At 41.1% G+C, this 17,998-nt stretch carries 15 protein-coding genes and 1 pseudogene; 11 read left to right on the top strand and 5 right to left on the bottom strand.

What is annotated here, in order from left to right; all coding sequences use genetic code 11:
• The first annotated feature begins 714 nt into the window (after positions 1-714).
• From FTT75_RS16040 to ltrA, 3 genes and pseudogenes are all read left to right on the top strand, one after another.
• The gene (locus FTT75_RS16040) at positions 715-936 is read left to right on the top strand and encodes an IS66 family transposase zinc-finger binding domain-containing protein (RefSeq protein WP_180186167.1); all 222 of its coding nucleotides are present in this window, start codon (positions 715-717) and stop codon (positions 934-936) included.
• Positions 894-1,251 (top strand): annotated as a pseudogene (locus FTT75_RS06730) (transposase); the annotation flags it as partial. The gene FTT75_RS16040 and the pseudogene FTT75_RS06730, both read left to right, overlap by 43 nt.
• Positions 1,252-1,826: 575 nt before the next feature.
• Positions 1,827-3,464: a group II intron reverse transcriptase/maturase gene (ltrA, locus tag FTT75_RS06725; RefSeq protein ID WP_180186142.1), complete on the top strand. Its 1,638-nt coding sequence runs from the start codon at positions 1,827-1,829 to the stop codon at positions 3,462-3,464.
• Positions 3,465-3,811: 347 nt separating this feature from the next.
• Here the strand turns inward: ltrA and FTT75_RS06720 are convergent, their stop codons facing one another.
• The 5 genes from FTT75_RS06720 to FTT75_RS06700 form a co-directional block, all read right to left on the bottom strand.
• Positions 3,812-4,642, bottom strand: coding sequence for a MetQ/NlpA family ABC transporter substrate-binding protein (locus FTT75_RS06720; RefSeq protein ID WP_180186141.1), 831 nt, complete (start codon positions 4,640-4,642; stop codon positions 3,812-3,814).
• A gap of 83 nt (positions 4,643-4,725) precedes the next feature.
• On the bottom strand, positions 4,726-5,934 hold the full coding sequence (locus FTT75_RS06715; RefSeq protein WP_180186140.1) for an acyl-CoA dehydrogenase family protein: 1,209 nt from the start codon (positions 5,932-5,934) through the stop codon (positions 4,726-4,728).
• Between the two features lie 21 nt (positions 5,935-5,955).
• The gene (locus tag FTT75_RS06710; protein WP_180186139.1) at positions 5,956-6,783 is read right to left on the bottom strand and encodes a MetQ/NlpA family ABC transporter substrate-binding protein; all 828 of its coding nucleotides are present in this window, start codon (positions 6,781-6,783) and stop codon (positions 5,956-5,958) included.
• 16 nt (positions 6,784-6,799) lie between these two features.
• Positions 6,800-7,465: a methionine ABC transporter permease gene (locus FTT75_RS06705; protein ID WP_180186138.1), complete on the bottom strand. Its 666-nt coding sequence runs from the start codon at positions 7,463-7,465 to the stop codon at positions 6,800-6,802.
• Position 7,466: 1 nt separating this feature from the next.
• A complete protein-coding gene (locus FTT75_RS06700) occupies positions 7,467-8,228 on the bottom strand; it encodes a methionine ABC transporter ATP-binding protein (RefSeq protein ID WP_180186137.1) in 762 nt (253 codons plus the stop codon).
• Between the two features lie 458 nt (positions 8,229-8,686).
• Between FTT75_RS06700 and FTT75_RS06695 the strand changes: the two genes are divergently transcribed.
• From FTT75_RS06695 to FTT75_RS06660, 8 genes are all read left to right on the top strand, one after another.
• Entirely contained in the window at positions 8,687-9,664 is a 978-nt protein-coding gene (locus tag FTT75_RS06695) for an aliphatic sulfonate ABC transporter substrate-binding protein (RefSeq protein ID WP_180186136.1), read from the top strand.
• 152 nt (positions 9,665-9,816) lie between these two features.
• Positions 9,817-10,713 (top strand): LysR family transcriptional regulator, encoded by an 897-nt coding sequence (locus FTT75_RS06690; protein ID WP_180186135.1) that lies wholly within the window; start codon positions 9,817-9,819, stop codon positions 10,711-10,713.
• Positions 10,714-10,830: 117 nt separating this feature from the next.
• The gene (locus FTT75_RS06685) at positions 10,831-11,919 is read left to right on the top strand and encodes an LLM class flavin-dependent oxidoreductase (protein WP_180186134.1); all 1,089 of its coding nucleotides are present in this window, start codon (positions 10,831-10,833) and stop codon (positions 11,917-11,919) included.
• A gap of 30 nt (positions 11,920-11,949) precedes the next feature.
• Positions 11,950-12,942 carry an ABC transporter substrate-binding protein gene (locus tag FTT75_RS06680; protein ID WP_218954445.1) on the top strand — a complete coding sequence of 331 codons (993 nt, stop codon included), beginning with the start codon at positions 11,950-11,952 and terminating at the stop codon, positions 12,940-12,942.
• A gap of 1 nt (position 12,943) precedes the next feature.
• Positions 12,944-13,498, top strand: a complete 555-nt coding sequence (locus FTT75_RS06675) for a cysteine dioxygenase (protein WP_180186133.1) — start codon at positions 12,944-12,946, stop codon at positions 13,496-13,498.
• Positions 13,499-13,515: 17 nt separating this feature from the next.
• Positions 13,516-15,099 carry a rhodanese-like domain-containing protein gene (locus FTT75_RS06670; RefSeq protein ID WP_180186132.1) on the top strand — a complete coding sequence of 528 codons (1,584 nt, stop codon included), beginning with the start codon at positions 13,516-13,518 and terminating at the stop codon, positions 15,097-15,099.
• A gap of 271 nt (positions 15,100-15,370) precedes the next feature.
• Positions 15,371-16,561, top strand: coding sequence for a DUF4268 domain-containing protein (locus tag FTT75_RS06665; protein WP_257230343.1), 1,191 nt, complete (start codon positions 15,371-15,373; stop codon positions 16,559-16,561).
• A 38-nt stretch (positions 16,562-16,599) separates the two neighbouring features.
• Positions 16,600-17,997 carry a DUF262 domain-containing protein gene (locus tag FTT75_RS06660; protein WP_180186131.1) on the top strand — a complete coding sequence of 466 codons (1,398 nt, stop codon included), beginning with the start codon at positions 16,600-16,602 and terminating at the stop codon, positions 17,995-17,997.
• The last annotated feature ends 1 nt before the right edge of the window (position 17,998 follow it).

The following is a 17,998-nucleotide window of genomic DNA, read 5'->3' as shown; positions in this document are numbered from 1 at the left end:
GTTTAAAGCTATATTAGCGACACCATGTCGCATAATGAAATTACAATTAAAGAATATTTTTTATTTTAAATGTTGCTAATTTTATTATGTATATAGATATTAATGGTTAATTTAAAACTATTATATTTGAAAAATTTTTTATAAATAAAGAAGAAATGTTTATATTTTTAAATTGAGAATAATTGAATAATATTCTGCAGTTAATAGTTTGGTTCAACATACTTAATAGTGATTAAATTTAGCTTTCATCGTTTTAGGAATAGAAAAAATCTTAGAAAATCATTGTGGTTAAATTATATACAAGACTACTGTTACTCACCGAAATATTTTCATGAATAATTTTTGTTACGTCATAATGAGTACAAAATATGATCAGTGTTACGTCATAATGAGGTTAAAACTTGATCACTGTTACGTCATAATGTGTATGAAAAATAAGCGGTGTTACGTCATAAATCCTAAGAGAAAGCATGATTTTTATTTTGAAAATATATTTAAGCCTAAAATTTTATCAGATATATATTAATCTTTAATATTATAAAAATAATTTTTAATTAAATATGGTTTGGTGGGAGGTTATTTTGTATTAGATTTATTATTTTAGATTTTATTTATTTAAAGTTGGGGAGGTTGATATAAACTTTTAAAGATTACTTTGGCACACTTTTGTATCAATGATGACAAAGTTTTAGCACATAAAAGTTTCACTTATGTATCACTAAAGTCTCAATTAAATTTAACTTTTGGCACACTAATGATTTAGGTAAATTCAATTGTGACTGTAAACTGCATCGTATCGGTGAAGATATCAGCAAGAAATTGAATTTCAGACCTGCACAGTTTTATAAGGAACGGCATGTACGTGGTAAATCGGTCTGTGAGGAACCAATGCCCGCTCAGGTCAGATCATTGAAGTTAGCTACATGGCGCACGTAAGTGCGACGTAAATTCCATAAACTGCATGTGACAGGAAAAAGCTTTATCGCAGAACAGGAGCTCTGCAGCTGATTCAGCAACTGTATGCGATAGAAGCAAAATTAAGAGAAATAGCAATTGTAGCGCCGAAAATCGACGACAATGAAGGAAATAGGACAGTCAACCAATCATGCAGTAGCGGTATGATTGGTTGAAAGAACATCAGGTAAAAGTCCACCAAACTCTCCAACAGCTAAGGCGATCAATTACAGCTTAAAGAGCGGGAAGCCGTATCTGGAAGATGGCAATCTGCCGATTGGTAATAACTGGGTGGAAGTGCGACACGAAGTCGCTTAATGAAGTTGTTCCCCCTGCGGGAACCACCCGTGTCACCGGGTGAATCTAGAAGGCTGAATAAAGAGCGCCTTCGACAATGTAACGAGGCACCGCAAGGTGCGGGGTATCAATCGTGAGAGGCGTACCCTTCTGGCAGCCATAGCCGGACAAGGGCTAGATAATCGGTATGGTGAACACATGTGAATCTGCGTAACGATCGTTAAGTTGAACGAGCGGAAATGGCTGATACGCTCGAACCAAAACGGTAATGGAGGTGGGAATTGCGTCTTTCGATTACGCATTCGTGACCCATACGCCTCCCGGTCGATAGCAGGCACCTAAGCCGATGTACTTCAGTAAGCGGAACGTGGAAATCCCGTATTACTCCCATTGGGAAAGCAGTTTGAAAAAACTGCCCATGGTGATGCGGGCGAAGGAACGAGGAAAAAGCGAATGCCAGTCTGTAATGGGTTGGATAGAGGTTGAAACATTACCCCACGCGAAAGCGGGCTGACGTCCTTATGGTCTCTCATCACAAGAGAGTGTGTAGAACCCTTTTAATGGAGGGAGAGCAAATGAATGCAGCAGTATCAGCGTGTGCACCTTCCAGCACATCGTGGGACAGCATCGATTGGATTGCTGTACAGCGTCATGTCAGAGGGCTGCAAGCGCGTATTGTGAAGGCGGTACAAGACGGCAGGCATAACAAGGCGAAAGCTTTGCAATGGCTGCTGACTCACTCGTTTAGTGGCAAAGCATTGGCCGTCAAACGAGTGTCTGAAAACAAAGGCAAAAACACGGCTGGGGTCGACAAGGTGACTTGGAATACACCCAAGGCCAAGACCGGTGCGATGATGTCGTTGAAGAGGCGAGGTTACACGCCCCTTCCGCTTCGGAGAGTCCTTATTCCGAAGAAAAATGGCAAGATGAGACCTCTCGGGATACCCACGATGAAATGCCGGGCCATGCAGGCGCTCCATCTGCTGGCTTTGGAACCCATCGCGGAGACCATCGCTGATCGGAACTCTTATGGGTTCAGACCGCAACGCTCAACCGCGGATGCTGCAGCACAGTGCTTTGGTGTGCTGTCAAGAAAAGTAAGTGCGGAGTGGGTGCTAGAGGGTGACATTCAAGGCTGTTTCGACAATATCAGCCATGACTGGATGATCGCCAACCTCCCAATGGACAAGGTGATTCTACGGAAATGGCTCAAAGCCGGTTACGTCTACCAAAGCAAGCTGTTTCCCAGTCTTTCCGGAACACCGCAAGGAGGTATTATCTCCCCGGTGCTGGCCAACATGACCTTGGACGGACTGGAAACGATGCTGGCGAAGAGGTTCTCTAACGCCAAATGGACAGGCAAAAAGCTGCAACTGGTACGGTATGCGGATGATTTCATCATCACGGGGTATTCTAAAGAGTGGCTCGAAAATGAAGTTCGTCCTGCCGTGGTTGAATTTCTGGCGCAGCGCGGTCTCGTGCTCTCTCAGGAAAAGACCAAAATCACGCACATAGGGAACGGGTTCGATTTTCTTGGCTGGAACGTACGTAAGTACAACGGCAAGCTACTGATCAAGCCGTCAAAGGCAAACATCAGTGCTCATCTTGACAAGCTGCGAGCATTAATCAATGCAAACAAAGCGACACGACAGGCCACTTTGATCGGTTTGCTCAACCCGATTCTAAGGGGTTGGGCCAACTATCATAGTCATGTCGTTGCCAAGAAGGTTTTCAACCAGGTAGACAACGCAGTGTGGGAAATGCTCTGGCGATGGGCTGTACGTCGCCACCCTCGCAAAACACTCCGATGGGTCAAAGATCGGTATTTCAAAGTACAAGGAGCGCGTCGATGGGTGTTCTCATGTGATGAACAGTCCGCCGATGGTCGGAAGCGACAATACACATTAGTGTCTGCCTCGGACACGCCAATTGTGCGACATATCAAGATCAAGGCTGCTGCTAACCCTCATGACCCCGCATGGGATGAGTACTTCGAATCCCGATGGGGTAAAAGAATGCTGGTCTCCGCAAAGGGGCGAGCCAAGCTGTATCGGGTGTGGCTAAAACAAGGTGGTCGCTGCTGCGCCTGTCTTAAACCAGTCACCAAAGATACACCATGGCACAGCCGTCATATTGTGAAGCTAAGTCATGGTGGAACGGATGCAGTTGCTAATCTTGAGATTTACCATCTGTATTGTCCGAGGAGTGTTTAGTTTGCCAATGTCAACGATGTATAACCGGGTGCCGAATGGCGCCTTAGCAGAGGCTTGAGCCGTGTGCTGGGAAACTCGCATGCACGGTTCTTAGGGGGTTGGACGTAGGTAACTGCGTCTGACTACCCGACAATCAGATTTGAATATATTGAGATTTATTACAATCGAATTAGAAGGCATTCTGCCAATAGCTGGTTAAGCCCTGAAGCCTATTAGCAGAAATTTTTAAGAAAATATAGAGGGAACTACTGTCTAGGATCACTTTGCAAAAAGTGCAGAACTTAATCTTTCAAATGATTGGTATAAGTATTCATATACATCCTTATTTATTCAGTTACTCTCAGGTCTCAGCGTTTTGGCCAAGTCACTGTATCTGTGTAATTTTTCAGTACAAACTCGCGGGTATCTTCCGCAATAAATGCATCTTTTACTGCTTGTACCTCAGGCTTTTCAGCAGCCTTGCTATTTGATACTAAGACGCTGTCATACTCCTGATTATCTTGTTCTAAGTAAATCGAATCGCGTTTTGGCAGCAGGTTTGCATGTACCGTATATGCGCCCGCCATAATTGCAAGGTCAGCATCTTTAAAGCTGACTGGCACTAGTGCATGCTCTACTTCAGTAAACTGGAAATCCTTAGGATTGGCAGTAATATCTTTTAAGCTGGTTTTTGCACCAGTATTAGGTTTTAGCTCGATCAGATGCGCGCGTGCTAAGAGGTTCAGCGCACGTCCCCCATTCGAAGGATCTGAAGGAATCACAATTTTCGCTTTATCCGGCAGATCATTGATATTTTTATATTTAGGCGAATAGGCGCCAAACATACCGTTAAAGGTCGAGGTAAGTGCCACCAAATCCCAGTTGTTCAGCTCTTTCGCTGACCGCATATAATATTTATGCTGGAAATAGTTTAAATCCACTTCATTTTCTGCCACGGATTTGTTTGGAATCAGGCCGTCATTGGCATATTTTATTTTCAGCTCAATATTCTGTTTTTTGACCTTTTCACGTACATACTCAGCCACTTGCGGATAAGGAGGATTGTCACGGGTTAGCAGTGTTACTACTTTGATATCACGATTATCAGCAGACACAGTTTTTTCCTGTTTGGAGCAGCCAGCCAACCCAAAGCCGATCGATGCTGTAAGCGCAGCAGTCAACACATATTTAAATTTCATAGATATTCTCTCAAAAGCGCAGTTTTCGCGGTTATTTTAAATAGCGCCCCAAATTTGCAGGACGTTTAAATTACATTGTTGTGTTAGAAATAGCCGACGTTCGGCACTGTTTTTTTGTTGACCAAAATATCGCCCAACACCTTGGCTTTAAGGCTGACTGAGTTGTGCGTTGATAGCGTACGGATATTGCGCCAGTGACGGTCATTTAGCGTATCGCGTCCCATAGCGGAAGCACCGATGACTTCAAACATCAGATTGGCAGCTTTGAGCGCTAGCGGATCAATTGCGACTTTTACTTTTGCGGTATCTGTAGCGGCCTGCTGCAGTACGGCATCATAGTTCGGACGGTTCAGATGCTGGACGACACGGTCTAGTGAGCGCGCTGCTCGCAAAACGGCATTTTCCACAATAAAAGCAATAGAAGAAATTTCCCCTACTTTTTCAAGGAAAAGTGGTTCATCACGCGCCTGTTCGGCATTGCCGTAGCTGAACGTGCGGCCGCGATTGGCCAGTAGCACAGCAGTACGGTCTTCCACAGCTTTGGTCTGACCTGCAATAATGGCCTGAATATACAGCTGCGCAAATGGCTTATTCACCAAGCCGTTTGGTTTAGGCCAGCGGATTTCATCTTCGAAAATAGCGACACGCTTAAACAGTGTGGTGCCGCTGGCGGTGTTGCGCTGGCCGATGCCGAGCCAGTCATCAAAAACTTCTACGCCTTCACGGTCAGTCGGTACTACAACATGGCATAAGGTATCTAAATGGCTTTGCGCAAAAACCATCACATAGTCGGCATGCAATGTGCCGGTGGTGAAATATTTTTTGCCGTCTAAAAACAGCTGGTCGTTTTCATACAGAATATGGGTAATTAGCTTGCCGCTGCCGACATTATACGAAGATGGTTCTGCCAGTGCATTGCTGACAATTTTGCCACTGGCAATACGCTCAAACCATTTCTCACGGTAGGCGGGCTCAGGATGTCTCAGTACATCTTCGGTAAACTGAAAATGCGAATGGAAAATATGCGCCACATCTGAGTCTGCACGGCCTAGTTCGATAATCACGGCAAACAACTCTTCAATGCTAAGCGCCTGACCACCATACTGTTTCGGCAGGCGGAGTGCGCCAATTTTCTTTGATTTTAAATATTGAACAATCTGAGCCGGTGGCTGTTCGCCGTTAGCATCACGAACCGCTAAATCCGTTTTGATTGAATCAATCAGCGCAAGAAATTCTGGATGCTCATGGTAGGAAAGTGCTGTATTTGACACTTCCTTAACTTTAATATTCATAAAACTAGTCTTCCTATACGCTTACTGTTTTTCCCAAGTGACTGTGCCTGAATAGTTTTTCAGTACAAAATCCCGAGTATCATCTGCGGTGAATGCATTTTTAATTATTTGCACTTCAGCTTTTTGCTGTGACTTAGAATTTGCCACTAGCACCGCATCATAATTGTGATTATTTTCTTCCAAATACAGTGCATCCTGCTTTGGCACAAGGCTGGCGTGCGCTGTATATGCACCGTCCATAATCGCTAAATCTGAATCTTTGTAGCTCACCGGCACCAGCGCATGTTCAACTTCAACAATCTGCAAATGTTTCGGATTAGCTTTAATGTCTTTGACACTAGTTTTCGCACCGGTATTCGGCTTCAGCTCAATTAAATGTACTGCGGCCAGGAGGTTCAGCGCCCGACCGCCATTGGATGGGTCAGAAGGAATCACAACTTTGGCTCCATCCGGCAGATCATTTAAGCTTTTATATTTCGGCGAATAAACGCCGAAAATGCTGTTAAATGTGGTGCCGATGGCATTCAGATCCCAGTTATTCAGTTCTTTTGCAGACTGCATATAGGTTCTGTGCTGGAAATAGTTCAGGTCAGTTTCATTTTCAGATACTGATTTATTTGGAATCAGACCGTCAGTGGCATATTTAATGCGTAGTTCAATATTCTGTTTTTTTACTTTGGCTCGGACAAATTCAGCAATTTGCGGCAGCGGTGGATTGTCACGCGTCAGCAAAGTTACTACTTTGATAGCATCAGTGCCCGCAGCAGTGTTTTCCTGTTTTGAACAGCCAACTAATCCCAGACCAATGGATGTGGTTAATGTTGCCGTCAATGCATATTTAAATTTCATTTTTTAAGTTAATCCCTTAAATACGTTTGTCTAAATGCTTCACAAAATAGTTGCCAGTAAATTGAATGATCTGAACAATAAAAATAATGATAAGCACAGTGATAATTAGAATGTCCGTTTCAAAACGATGGAAACCGTACCGGATAGCAAAATCGCCAATACCACCACCGCCCACAATGCCAACAATCGTGGAATAAGAAAAATAACTCACCGTCACAATGGTGATGGAGTTGACGATCGCTGCGCGTGCTTCTGAAAACAGCACTTTATGCACGATTTGAAATTTGGTTGCACCCATGGCTTCTGCTGCCTCAATCACACCACGGTTGACCTCTAATAATGCAGCTTCGACAAAGCGAGCAAAGTAGGGAATACAACTGATAGTCATTGGAACAATGGCTGCTGTAGTACCGATAGATGTTCCGACAATTAAACGGGTCAAAGGCACAATGGAAATGGCTAAAATCAAAAATGGAAAAGAACGGATAAAGTTCACCACCGCATTTAAAACTCCATTCAGCAACTTATTGCTGGAAATTGAGCCTTCACGGGTTAGATACAGCGCCGTGCCAACGATGCCGCCAAAAATAATTCCCAGTACAATAGTCACGGACAACATATAAAAGGTTTCGCCCAGCGCGGTTTGAATTTCAGGCCAAACGCCAATTACTTTTTCGTACATATTAGGAAGCCTCTTTTAAGCTGGTACTGATGTCATTGAGCAGTAATTTAGAAATAATAGATTTGACCGGTTGGCCGATCGGCTGGGTGAGATCAAACTCTTCAATCACTTGACCATGTTCCATCACTGCTACACGATTGCAGATTTTGTGCACCAGCTGCATTTCATGCGTCACAATTACAATTGTGATGCCGAACTGTTTATTGATCTTTGCCAGATAATGTAGAATAGATTCTTTGGTTTGCGGATCTACCGAAGATGTCGGCTCATCGCAGAGCAGGATTTTTGGCTGGGTCACAATGGCACGGGCAATCGCGATACGCTGTTTTTGACCACCGCTGAGCTGGCTTGGGAAAGCATTTTTTTTATCCAATAGATCGACAATTTCAAGGCATTCTAGCGCGCGTTTACGGCGTTCTGCTTTCGATACACCGGAGAATTCTAAAGGCAGTTCAATGTTTTCAAGTGCTGTGCGGTTAGTTAGCAGATTAAAATGCTGAAAGATCATGCCAATGGATTTACGCTGTTCAAGTAACTGTTTTTTAGACAATTGAAGCAGAGAATCACCTTGGATTTTAATGTCACCGCTATTCGGGCGTTCCAGCAAGTTAATCATGCGCAGTAGGGTTGACTTTCCTGCACCACTGAAACCAATGATGCCAAAAACATCGCCTTGATGAATATTCAGGCTGACATCAGATACGGCGGTAAACTGACTGTCCTTTTGTACAAATACTTTATTCAGATTCTGTAGTTGTATCATCGTTTATTCTCTATGTTGACCTATCATCATGGATACGGTTGCTCTATAACAGTCAACATAGTGCAAAATTAAGTATGTTTAAAATAAATATTATTAATTAATTTATATTAAAAAAATGAATACTAAATCAGTGGTTAATTAACCGCGGTATAGCGAGTGGAAAAATATATTGCTATGAGTCTGAAAACCATTCAAAGAGGAAAGAAATTTTCTGTTAAGCTAAAAATTATTAATTTAATAGAATATATTTCAATGCTTTATGGTTTTTAGTTCAACTAATAATGTTTTGGAAAAGAGGAAATAAAAGATTTTTTTATTTTTGTGAATGTATACACTGAAATGATTATTCTTATTTTCGTCTTTTAATATGAAATTAACTTATTTCGTTTTGTACAGAGCTTATTTCTAGAATGCGCTGAAATTGAATCCTTCGATTTCATTCATGGATGTGGGCGCAAATGACTAGAATTTTATTTTTCTTCTCACTGATATTCAGTGTTTTTACCTTAACAGCCTGCAACAAGGCTGAACAGCCAGCAATAGAAGTAAAGCCTGTTGATGCAGTACATTCGAGCATACGCATTGGTTATCAGCGTTCATCAACTTTAATGACTTTATTAAAGGAATCGGGCGAACTTGAGCAGGAACTTGCAAAGTACAATGTCAAAGTTAACTGGCATGAATTCACAAGTGGTCAGCCTCTTTTGGAAGCATTGAATGTTGGTAGTATTGATGTCAGCGCCGATGTTGCGGATACCGTTCCAGTTTTTGCTCAAGCAGCTAAAGCGGAGCTAACTTATTATGCAAAAGAAACGGCGTCACCGCATGCGCAAGCAATTTTAGTCCCACAAAACTCTAAAATCAAAACACTGGTGGATTTAAAAGGAAAAAAAATTGCAGTGACTAAAGCGGCTGGCAGTCACTATTTACTGATCGTGGCTTTAAACAAAGCTGGTTTAAGCTTTAAGGATATTCAGCCAGCTTGGCTTAGCCCGGCAGACGGCCGTGCAGCTTTTGAACATGGCGGTGTAGACGCTTGGGTGACTTGGGAGCCCTATGTATCAAGTGGTACAGTTATTCAGCATGCGAAGATTTTGGGAACGGGTGAAGGACTTGCAAGCTATACGCGTTACTATCTCACTACACACAGGTTTGCAGGAAAGCATCCAGAAGTTTTAAAGCTGATCATTGTTGAATTACAGAAAAAAGCACAATGGGTTAAAGAGCACCCTGACGATGCTGCAAGAATTCTAAGTCCTTTATGGGGTGACTTACCGCAAGATGTGGTACTGAAAGCGAATGCAAATCGAAGCTATAACGTACAGCCTGTGATTGTAAGTGATATGGCTGAACAACAAAAGATTGCAGATACTTTTTACAGCGAAAATCTAATTCCAAAAACAATTAATGCAAAGAACTCTGACATTTTTCAATAATGAGTCTAGACTTCGCATAGAATAAGTTCTGGAATTTTTAATTAAATTTCAGAACTTTTCATTTTGTACCGTTTGGATTTCAAATTGGGTTTCTTGTAAGATTTTAATAGTGCAGCAGGCTGCAGTGCCATCATGCCGAGGTTTAATTTTCAATGAAGATTGAAGACATTCACGCTTTTACTGCATTTGTTAAATTGCAATCTACCAGTCTAACAGCACAGCAATTAGGTATTACCCAACCCGCTGTTACGCGCCGTATTCAAAACTTAGAACAATCTTGTGCTGTCCAACTTTTTGACCGTAACACAAGACCTTTAAAGCTCACTACAAAAGGGCGTGAAATTTATGAACAATGCTGTGTGATTGAGCATGAATTCAATAGCCTGAAACAAATCATTGCACTGCAAAGCCAGGCTGAAACACTGTTGAGAATCGGTATACCTAATAGTTTGTCAGAATCTGGTATTTTCGGCATGTTGCAAGAACTTCAAAAAGATTTTCCTTCTGTCAAAATTGAAATCAGCACTGGTTGGGGGAAGGACTTGTTGTCTAAATTGGCGCAAGGTGAACTGGATGGTGTTATTTCAACTGCAAAGGAACACAGTGCATTTCCAAAAAATTATTCACTAAAAATTATGGGTGCATTGCATATCCGACCTGTAGTGTCTAAGACCTTAAGTAAATCGGGTATATCAACGTGGGAAGACTTGCAGGAATTGGGCTGGATTTTAAACAATGAGGGCTGTGGTTTCCGTCAGTTCTTGACTGATCAGCTAGAACTGCAGCGTCAGTGTTTAAATTTAAAAATAGAAGTTACTGGTGCCAGTATTCAGTTGGATCTAGTGCGTCAAGGTATTGGTGCAGGCTTTTTTGCGCAGGAATTGATCTCAAAAAATCCACATTTTGCACAGATGTCGATCATAGATGTCGAAGAATTGAATTTGGACGTAATCGTCTATAATGCGCGCCGTGAAGACCTCAGCCAAACACAGACTGAAGTTTTTGATGTAGTGATGGAACGCTTTAACCAGCAGTTAAATTTAGCATAATTTCAAAATCACATCTTATGCATAAATTTAATATTAGTTTATTATAAATATTTATTTTACGCATATTGTTTAATTGATTACAGTTGTTTCAAGTTCTAATAAATAATGGAAATTGAAATGACAATTCAAATCTTAGGCATGATTGGTCACCGCAAATCTTCTGAAATTATTCCTGCTGAAGGCCCAGTATTTGACGCAGATTATGTGGCGGCTTTTGCCAAGGCGCATGAAGACGCGGGTTTTGACCGTGTATTGATTGGGCAGTGGTCAGATCAGCCAGATGGCTTTATTGTTGCAGCACATGCTGGTGCAAATACCACAAAATTAAAATTCCTTTTGGCTCACCGTCCAGGCTTTATTGCACCGACTTTAGCGGCCCGTAAATACGCAACTCTGGATCAATTGTTGAAAGGTCGTTTAGCCATTCACGTGATTACTGGCGGCAGTGATCCAGAACAGCAGCGCGATGGTGATTTCTTAGGCAAAGCAGAGCGCTATGCGCGTACCAAAGAATTTTTAGACATCGTTAAATTGTCATGGTATAGCAATCAACCTTTCCAATATCAGGGTCAGTATTACCAAGTTAAAGATGGTTTTTCTGAAATCAAACCTGCACAAACTCACCTTCCTGTCTATTTTGGCGGTTCTTCGCAAGAGGCTTTGAATGTTGCAGCGGAGCATGCAGATGTATTTGCACTATGGGGTGAGCCTTTAGCTGAAGCGGCTGATTTAATTGAAAAAATACAAAGTAATACGGGGCTATTTTCGCGTCAAAATCCGCTTAAATACAATATTTCATTCCGTCCGATTATTGCTGAAACTGAAAAATTGGCTTGGGAAAAAGCACAACACATTTATGAATTGACGCGTCAGCAAATTGAAGATCGAGGAATACGTCAAGACAAACAAACTGCACAAAGTGTGGGAGCACAACGTTTGGTTGATCTATCTAGAAGAGAAGTACATGACCGAAATTTGTGGACAGGGATTTCTAGCTTGGTACATGGCAACCACAACTCGACAGCATTGGTCGGTACGCCGGATCAAGTGGCTGAATCTATCGCAGACTATTACAAGCTTGGGATTAGCAGTGTATTAATTCGTGGTTTCGATCCCCTGAATGACGCAGTGGAATATGGCCGAGAATTATTGCCAAGTATCCGTGAAAAAACAGAGGCTTTAGATAAATTAAATAAGATTGCTTAAAGCAGTTTGTTGAACTCAGGAATCAGCACGATGAAAAAAATAATGATTGGTGTTTTAACAGCAGCGGCCGTGGTATTCACGGGCTGCTCGAAACAACCAAAACAGGCAGCTGCAGGAGATGCGCAAAAGCCAGTGTCACATGACCAAGTTGAACTAAAAATTGGTGACCAAAAGGGCAGTATGCGTGCTCAATTAGAAGCATCAAAATTGCTTGATGGAATAGATTACAAAATTTCATGGTACGAATTTCCAGCGGCAGCACCAGTCGCAGAAGCACTTAATGTCAATGGGATTGATATCGGTTACTTAGGTGATGCACCGTTTATTTTTGCCAATGCCAACGGTGGGCATGCTAAAGCGATTGCGGTCAATCGTTATGATCCATATGCGGTTGCTTTGCTGGTACCTAAAGATAGCCCAATTCGATCGATTCAAGATTTAAAAGGTAAATCAGTCACAGCAAACAAAGGTTCAATTGGTCAACTCGTGACACTGCGAGCACTTGAGCGTGCAGGGTTAAAAGCGGAGGATGTGGCGTTTAAATTTTTGCCCCCTGCGGATGGAAAGTTGGCTGTATCAAATGGTTCGGTGGATGTTTGGGCTGTTTGGGATCCATACACAGCCTATGCAGAAGTTATCGATGGTTTTCGAATTATCGAAAATGGTCGTGGTTTATATTCTGGTTTTACCTTCCTAGCTGGCACTCAAAAAGCGTTGCAGGATCAGCAGAAACGCATCGCTATTCAGGATTTTATTTACCGTTTAGAAGAGTCACAAGAATGGGTCAACAAAAACTATCAATCTTTTGGTAAAGATTTAGCCAAAATAACTGGCATTCCAGAAGAGCCTGCAACACTGGCATTCAAACGAAAAAATGCCAAATGGACTGCGATTGAAGATGATGTCATCACAACGTCACAAGCAACTGCTGATTTTTATCTGAAGCATCAGTTACTGAATCAAAAAATTGATGTCAGTAGTTTATTTGATCGTGAATTTAAAACCAAACAATCAGGGAAATAAAATGTCAGCACAGATTCAAGCCTTGCAACCTGTAATTCATGCCATTGAGCAAGGCTTGGCGCAGCAGTTGGATGAGCAAGATTTAATTCAGTCATTTCTGCCTCAGTTTAAACAAAGTCTGCAGAATTCGGCATGGCTAGATGCTGAATTTAAACAGCCTCATCCACAATTTTATCAGCAATATTTATTGTATCTCGATCCTGAAGAGCGCTTTTCCATCGTTAGTTTTGTCTGGGGTCCAGGACAGAAAACCCCAATCCATAATCATGAAGTCTGGGGCGTAATTGGTGTGTTGGAAGGTGCAGAAGTATCTACTGGATTTAAGCGCGATGATGTAGGCCTGCATGAAATTTTACCAAAAGACCATTTAGCGGTCGGCGACATTGACTGGTTTAGCCCAGCATCAGGTGATATTCATGCTGTGGAAAATGCCTTTGATGATCAGGTATCGATCAGTATCCATATTTATGGCGCTAATATCGGAAAAGTCGAACGCTTTACCTATCAGCTGGACGGCACAGCGAAACGCTTTATTTCTGGCTATTCAAATATTTAAAAGAGTGATGTTCAAGAATGAAAACGATTCAATATCAAGAAATCCGTGAAAAATTATTAGCTGGCGAAGAAATTGCCATTGTCGATTTAAGGGAAGAGCATATTTTTGCACAAAACCATCCTTTATTTGCCAGTAATATTTCGCTTTCACGTTTGGAAATTGAAATCTATAACCGTATTCCGCGTCTAGATACGCAAGTGGTGATTTACGATGATGGCGATGGACGTATAGAGCGCGCTTATGCAAAATTAGCTGAATATGGCTATACCAATGTCGCTGTACTGGAAGGTGGTATTGAAGCTTGGCAGCGCGACGGCGGTGAGTTGTTTATCGATGTGAACTCTGCAAGCAAAGCTTTTGGTGAATGGGTAGAGCATTTTAAATGCACGCCATCTTTAAGCGCGGAAGAGCTTCAGGCAAAGATTGACAGACAGGAAAATATTGTCATTTTAGATGCACGCCGTTTTGATGAATATCATACTATGAGTATTCCAACAGGTATTAGTGTTCCAGGTGCAGAATTGGTATTTCGCGCGCCATCTTTGGTAAAAGATCAAGACACGACGATCATTGTAAACTGCGCTGGCCGTACTCGCAGTATTATTGGCGCACAGTCTTTAATCAACGCAAAACTACCGCATAAAATCTTTGCTTTGCGTAATGGTACTATTGGCTGGACATTGGCTGAGCAGAAACTGGATCATGGTCAACAGCGCTCTTATGCCGATACGGATACTGAAATCAATGCAGAAGCAAAACAAAATGCTGCTGAGATAGCGGAAAAGGCTGGTGTGAAGCAAATCAGTTTTGAACAACTACAAGAATTGCAGTTAGAACAGGAAAAAACGACGTATGTATTTGATGTGCGCAGTGAACAGGAATATACGACAGGGCATCTTGTGGGTAGTCGCTGGGTCGTAGGTGGTCAATTGGTACAGGAAACAGATCATTATGCAGCGGTACGCGGCGCACGTATTGTCCTAGTAGATGATCAGCAAGTACGTGCAAATATGACTGGTTCTTGGCTTGCGCAAATGAATTGGGATGTATATGTACTGAATACTGATGCAAATGCTTTATTGACTGAAACAGGTGGCTGGAAGCCCGCTGTGCCAGCGATTTCAATTGATCAATATTTAAGTTCTGAACAGTTACAGGAATTAAAAGCCTCTCAGAATATTGCGATTTGGGATTTCACAACTGCCGCTAACTTTAAAAAAGGTCATATTCCAGATGCACAGTGGATTTTAAAAGCGGATGTGCCTAAAGTACTGCATCAAGCTAAATTTGCTGATAAAGATGCGATTGTGGTGACTTGCGGTTCTAGTTTACTTGCACAATATGCTGTTCCTGAGATTCAAGCACATCTGAAAGATGGTCAGAAAGTTTATGTACTACAAGGTGGAAATGGAGCTTGGGTTAAAGCAGGATTACCGATCGCAACTGACTTGGATTTGTTGTCTGAAGAAATTGACCGTTACAAGCGACCTTATGAAGGAACAGATAATTCTAAAGATGCGATGCAGGCGTATTTGGATTGGGAATTCGGTTTAGTCGATCAATTAAAAAAAGATGCAACGCATGGTTTTTTTGTTGTATAGGACTTTTAAAATTTAAAAAAAATTCAGGCATAGCCAGAACTGTGCCTGAAGTCTCTACTTCTTCAATTTTGAATTTTTCCGGGTATTGTTTGCTACTGCTCATAAACACCTCGTTAATTAGCCATTTTATCTAACAAAAGAGTTATTAATACAATTCATTGAGGACTAGCTTTTACATAGCTTAGTTTTTAAGAGAAAAATATCAGATTTGATGACATCACGAATCTATAAAATAAGATAAAATAATAATTAACAATGATTTATTAAATAAATGCGTTCGTTGAATATGAGCTTATATATAGTAGATACAGCAAACAAAAACCTGAAACCATTAGATGGTACAAAACTAAGCGAACAAAAATTTAAAGAGCGAGATGATTTACAAGAATGGTTCGTTAGCCATCCAGAAGCGTTGGGCGAAGAACTACTGATTATCCAAAAAGAATTCGATGGTTTTGATGGTACGGGTGAACGCCTCGACCTTTTGGCATTAGACACTAAAGGACAGCTCGTACTGATTGAAAACAAAAGAGATGACAGCGGACGTGACGCCGTGTGGCAAGCGCTGAAGTATGCATCTTATGTGGCGCCGTTTACCTCAGAAGACATTATTAGTGTCTATGTGAATTACCTGAGTAAGTACCGACCAATATATCCTCATCTTGATGAAGATGCTTATGAACCTGATCATATAGAAAATACAGCAAGTTCATTGATTGAACGTTTCTTAGGTGGAAATTCAGATATGGACTGGATGACCATGCTGAATCCTAAAGCAACTCAGCGAATTATTTTAGTTGCAGGAGAGTTTAGGAAAGAAGTGACCAATACCGCATTATGGTTACTTGATCGAAGTATTGAGGTTAAATGCGTTAAGGTTTCTCCATATAAGCTAGGTGAACAATTGCTTGTAGATATTCAGCAAATTATTCCAGTACCTGAGGCTTCAGAATATATGGTGCGTTTAAGCCGAAAAGAAGCTGAAGTGAAAACTCTTAAAGAAAAAGAGAGTTCACTTGCTCAAATGAGAACAACCTATTGGACACAGTTGTTAGAAGATTTTCAAAAGAGAGAGTTTGACCTTTTTCGCAATGTAAATCCTGCAGGAGCAGGCTGGCGTAGTGCAGGGGCAACGATTGCGCAATGTAACTACAACTTAATTTTTGCTCAAAAAGAACTCCGTGTAGAGCTTGAATTCGCGACGAACAATACTGAACACAATAAAAAACTGTTTGATTTCTTCTACGCACGGAAAGCACAAATTGAGCAATGTTGTGGTCTACGTTTGAATTGGTTGAGATCAGAAAATCAGAAGCTCTCTAAGATTGTGATTGGTAAGGCTGTTGATGGATACAACAAGGAAAAATGGTCAGAGTATATTCAATGGCATTTTGAGCATGTGCAAAAGTTTGAGCAGGTATTTAAGCCTTATATGAAAGATGCATATCAAATCATTAAGTAAGAAAGTAAAGATTTAAGAATTTAGAATTGGGGTAGGTTGTGTCAGAACCACAAGCATTGATTAAAGTGGCAGTGTGCAATGTTGCACAGTTGCTTCGTGGTGAAAATATTAAGGTTCGAAACCAAACAGATATCCAAGGAAAATTAACGATTCCTGAGTATCAACGTCCATATGTTTGGGATGTAGAACAACTTGATAAGTTAATCGCAGATATTCAAGAGCATCAGCAAAAGTCGAAAGATAGTCCTTACTACTTGGGGAGTATTATCTTACATGCCCAAGATGATGTTCTGAATATTATTGATGGTCAACAGCGTCTAACCAGTTTGACTTTATTGGGGTATTTAAGCTCCCAAGTGATAGAGGTGAGTCTAAATTATCACTCAAGTGTGAGCGTTGAGCATATTCAGCGTAATTTGGCATATCTGCATTCGACCAAATCAGATTGGGAAAAAACTATAGATTTAGAAAAGATCGTTGTTTCACTTGTGGTAACAACATCGGAAGATGATGCGTATAAGTTCTTTGAAACGCAGAACACAGGTGGTGTTCGATTATCTGGTGTAGATATCATTAAGGCGTATCACCTTAGGGCGATTAATTCAGAACAGCAAAAGATACATCAAACATTTTATGCAAAAAAATGGGAGAGCTTGGGTGAGCTTTCAGATACGGTTTGGACATTGTTGTTAGGACGCTATTGGAATTATCTAAAATTCAAAAAAGTCCCTTACTACAAAGACAATGTGAGTATTAAGAATGCCATTATTGATGAGTTTTCAGTGAACACCCTGAACGATATAGAAGATATCGCTTTTAGCCAAATGACCACAAGCTATAGCCCTGTAACTCGATACTCTCAGATCAGTATTCCAAATAGCTACCACTTCAGACAGCCATTAAATGCGGGTATTAATACAATTTCATACTTTGAGTATTTTCAGCAGTTGTATTTGAAGTATTACAAGAACTTGAATGTGGAGTATTTAGAAGAGTATTGCCAGTTTACAAAGTGGTTAAAACAGCTCAAGGGTTGTCACTTTTTAGAAGAGTTATATGTCATTGGCATCATGCTTTATGTCAGCCAATTCGGTGAATACAAATTAGATATCTTTGCGAAGAAGTTTTTCCGTGTAGCGTATTCAAAACGATTCACTAATAAAACTCGAGTGAATGCGGAAACTGTACCTAAATTCATGAAAGAGAAGAATCTATTAGATCATATTGTAATGGCCTATAGACCTGAAGCTTTATTCAAAATGTTGGATGCTTTTGAACTTCAACTTGAAGACTATGTTGAAGATGAACAAAAAAAATCCGTTAAAAAGGCATTTATTCAAAAAACGATTAAGTATTTCGAACTAAATATTAAAAATGATGAAGTAAAGACAAGCTTCGTTGAAAAGTTAACACAGCGTATTCACAGTTTGGGGTGAC

Origin of the sequence: Acinetobacter sp. YH01008, from assembly GCF_013420435.1 — a bacterium.
In the GTDB taxonomy this organism is placed as follows: domain Bacteria; phylum Pseudomonadota; class Gammaproteobacteria; order Pseudomonadales; family Moraxellaceae; genus Acinetobacter; species Acinetobacter pseudolwoffii.
This window is presented reverse-complemented; position numbering and strand designations above follow the sequence as displayed.